Here is a 3891-nt window from a genome sequence, read left to right as displayed (position 1 = left end):
CGAGATTGGCCGTCTGCGTGAAGAGATTCCGCAAACCAACTCCGAAACCAAGATCAAGAAGCTGTCCAAGCGTCTGAAGTTGATGGAAGCCTTCCAGGGTTCCGGCAACCTGCCAGAGTGGATGGTGTTGACCGTTCTGCCGGTTCTGCCGCCAGATCTGCGTCCACTGGTCCCGCTGGATGGCGGTCGTTTTGCGACTTCCGACCTCAACGATCTGTATCGTCGAGTGATCAACCGTAACAACCGTTTGAAGCGCCTGCTGGATCTGTCCGCGCCGGACATCATCGTGCGCAACGAAAAGCGTATGTTGCAGGAAGCTGTTGACGCATTGCTCGATAACGGTCGTCGTGGCCGCGCTATCACTGGTTCTAACAAGCGCCCTCTGAAATCCTTGGCTGACATGATCAAGGGTAAGCAAGGTCGTTTCCGTCAGAACTTGCTCGGTAAGCGTGTTGACTACTCCGGTCGTTCGGTAATTACCGTAGGCCCGACCCTTCGTCTGCACCAGTGCGGTCTGCCTAAGAAAATGGCTCTCGAGCTGTTCAAACCGTTCATTTTCGGCAAGCTGGAAATGCGTGGTCTCGCGACCACCATCAAGGCCGCCAAAAAGATGGTCGAGCGCGAACTGCCGGAAGTTTGGGACGTTCTCGCTGAAGTAATTCGCGAACACCCGGTTCTTCTCAACCGTGCACCGACCCTTCACCGTCTGGGTATTCAGGCGTTTGAACCGGTACTGATCGAAGGTAAGGCTATTCAGTTGCACCCGCTGGTCTGTGCTGCGTACAACGCCGACTTCGACGGCGACCAAATGGCCGTGCACGTACCGCTGACACTGGAAGCCCAGTTGGAAGCGCGTGCGTTGATGATGTCTACAAACAACATCCTGTCGCCAGCCAACGGTGAGCCAATCATCGTTCCGTCGCAGGACGTTGTATTGGGTCTGTATTACATGACTCGTGAAGCGATCAACGCCAAGGGCGAAGGTCGTGTGTTCGCGGATCTGCAGGAAGTTGATCGTGTGTTCCGTGCCGGCGAAGCCGCACTGCATGCCAAGGTCAAAGTGCGGATCAACGAAACCGTCAACGACCGTGACGGCGGCAGCGTGAGCGGCACTCGTATCGTCGACACTACTGTCGGCCGTGCATTGCTTTATCAGGTTGTGCCAAAAGGTTTGTCATACGACGTCGTCAACTTGCCGATGAAAAAGAAGGCGATCTCCAAACTGATCAACCAGTGCTACCGCGTGGTTGGTCTGAAAGAGACCGTGATCTTCGCTGACCAGTTGATGTACACCGGTTTTGCCTATTCGACTATTTCCGGGGTTTCCATCGGTGTTAACGACTTCGTTATCCCGGATGAAAAAGCCCGCATCATCAATGCTGCTACTGATGAAGTGAAAGAGATCGAAAGCCAGTACGCCTCCGGCCTGGTAACCCAGGGCGAGAAGTACAACAAAGTGATCGACCTTTGGTCGAAAGCGAACGACGAAGTCTCCAAGGCGATGATGGCCAACCTCTCGAAAGAGAAAGTTGTCGACCGTCACGGTGAGACCGTCGACCAGGAATCTTTCAACTCGATGTACATGATGGCCGACTCGGGTGCGCGGGGTTCCGCAGCACAGATTCGTCAGCTGGCCGGTATGCGTGGCCTGATGGCCAAACCGGACGGTTCCATCATTGAAACGCCGATTACTGCGAACTTCCGTGAAGGTTTGAGCGTACTCCAGTACTTCATCTCTACTCACGGTGCTCGTAAAGGTCTGGCGGATACCGCGTTGAAAACGGCGAACTCGGGTTACCTGACTCGTCGTCTGGTAGACGTGGCGCAGGATCTGGTTGTAACCGAGATCGATTGCGGCACCGAGCACGGTCTGCTGATGACTCCGCACATTGAAGGCGGTGACGTTGTAGAGCCGTTGGGTGAGCGCGTATTGGGTCGTGTTATCGCCCGTGACGTATTCAAGCCAGGTACCGAGGACGTTATCGTTCCTGCCGGCACTCTGGTAGATGAGAAGTGGGTCGAGTTCATCGAGCTGAACAGCATCGACGAAGTGATTGTGCGTTCGCCGATCAGCTGCGAAACCCGCTTCGGTATTTGCGCCAAGTGCTACGGCCGCGATCTGGCTCGTGGTCACCAGGTGAACATCGGTGAAGCGGTCGGCGTTATTGCTGCCCAGTCCATCGGTGAGCCGGGTACCCAGCTGACAATGCGTACGTTCCACATCGGTGGTGCGGCAAGCCGGACCTCCGCGGCCGACAGCGTTCAGGTGAAGAATGGCGGTACCGTCCGTCTGCACAACCTGAAACACGTTGAGCGAGTGGATGGTCACCTTGTTGCTGTATCCCGTTCCGGTGAGCTGGCCATCGCGGATGACTTCGGTCGTGAGCGTGAGCGTTACAAGCTGCCGTACGGTGCTGTGATCTCGGTTAAAGAAGGTGACAAGGTCGACGCTGGCGCAATCGTGGCCAAGTGGGATCCGCACACTCACCCGATCGTTACCGAAATGAAAGGTACCGTGACCTACGTGGGCATGGAAGAAGGCATCACGATCAAGCGTCAGACTGACGAATTGACCGGTATGACCAACATTGAAGTACTCGACGCAAAAGATCGTCCAGCTGCCGGTAAGGACATCCGTCCTGCTGTGAAGATGGTTGACGACAACGGCAAGGATCTGTTGCTGCCAGGCACTGACGTTATCGCTCAGTACTTCCTGCCAGCCAACGCCCTGGTCGGTGTAGCGGATGGTGCGAAGATTGCGATCGGTGATGTTATCGCTCGTATCCCGCAAGAGACTTCGAAGACCCGTGACATCACCGGTGGTCTGCCGCGTGTTGCCGACTTGTTCGAAGCCCGTCGTCCGAAAGAAGCGTCGATTCTGGCTGAAGTCAGCGGCACCATCGCGTTCGGTAAAGAGACCAAGGGCAAGCGCCGCCTGGTTATCACCCCGAACGACGGTAGCGATCCGTACGAAGAGCTGATTCCGAAGTGGCGTCACCTGAACGTGTTTGAAGGCGAACAGGTAAATCGCGGCGAAGTTATCTCCGACGGCCCGAGCGATCCACACGACATCCTGCGTCTGTTGGGTGTGAGTGCGCTGGCCAAGTACATCGTCAACGAGATCCAGGACGTTTACCGTCTGCAAGGCGTGAAGATCAATGACAAGCACATCGAGACCATCCTGCGTCAGATGCTGCGTAAAGTTGAAATTGCTGAATCCGGCGATTCCAGTTTCATCAAGGGCGACCAGATGGAACTGACTCACGTACTGGTAGAGAACGAGCGTCTGAGCGGCGAAGACAAGTTTGTCTCCAAGTTCACTCGCGTTCTGCTGGGTATCACCAAGGCGTCGTTGTCCACCGAATCGTTCATCTCGGCGGCTTCCTTCCAGGAAACCACTCGCGTACTGACCGAGGCGGCGGTAACCGGCAAGCGCGATTACCTGCGCGGCCTGAAAGAAAACGTAGTCGTGGGTCGTCTGATCCCGGCTGGTACCGGTCTGGCTTATCACAGCGAGCGTAAGCGCCGCCGTGATGCAGACAAGCCGTTGCGCGTAAGCGCCAGTGAAGTGGAAGCTGCACTGACCGAAGCGCTGAACTCGAGCGGTAACTGAGTTCTGCGGTAAATGAGTGTGAGGCCCTGGTCGCTCCGTTCATCGAATCGAGACAAATTGTCGAGGTTTGATGAGGGGGGAGGGCGGGGCCTTGCCTTGACTGGGGGCAAGATCCTCTTTAGACTCTTGTACCCCTAAATTTGGCGGGAACTCGTTCCTGCCATTTTGCTTTTCTTGCAAGACAATAGCGTCGCAAGACAACAGTGGAGCTAGTAGATGGCAACTATCAACCAGCTGGTACGTCAGCCGCGTAAGCGTATCGTCGAGAAATCCGACGT

General features: G+C 55.7%; 1 protein-coding gene and 1 pseudogene. Both read left to right on the top strand.

All coding sequences use genetic code 11. The features are described from left to right. Positions 1 to 3613 (top strand): DNA-directed RNA polymerase subunit beta' (rpoC, locus tag ACRESJ_RS21090; RefSeq protein ID WP_431759630.1); only part of this gene is annotated, 3613 nt, incomplete at its 5' end. Between the two features lie 216 nt (positions 3614 to 3829). Continuing rightward, positions 3830 to 3891: pseudogene (rpsL, locus tag ACRESJ_RS21085) on the top strand (30S ribosomal protein S12); the annotation flags it as partial.

This window comes from Pseudomonas sp., from assembly GCF_050739655.1.
In the GTDB taxonomy this organism is placed as follows: domain Bacteria; phylum Pseudomonadota; class Gammaproteobacteria; order Pseudomonadales; family Pseudomonadaceae; genus Aquipseudomonas.
Note: the sequence above shows the minus strand (reverse complement) of the source record. Positions and strands in the feature narration are given on the sequence as shown.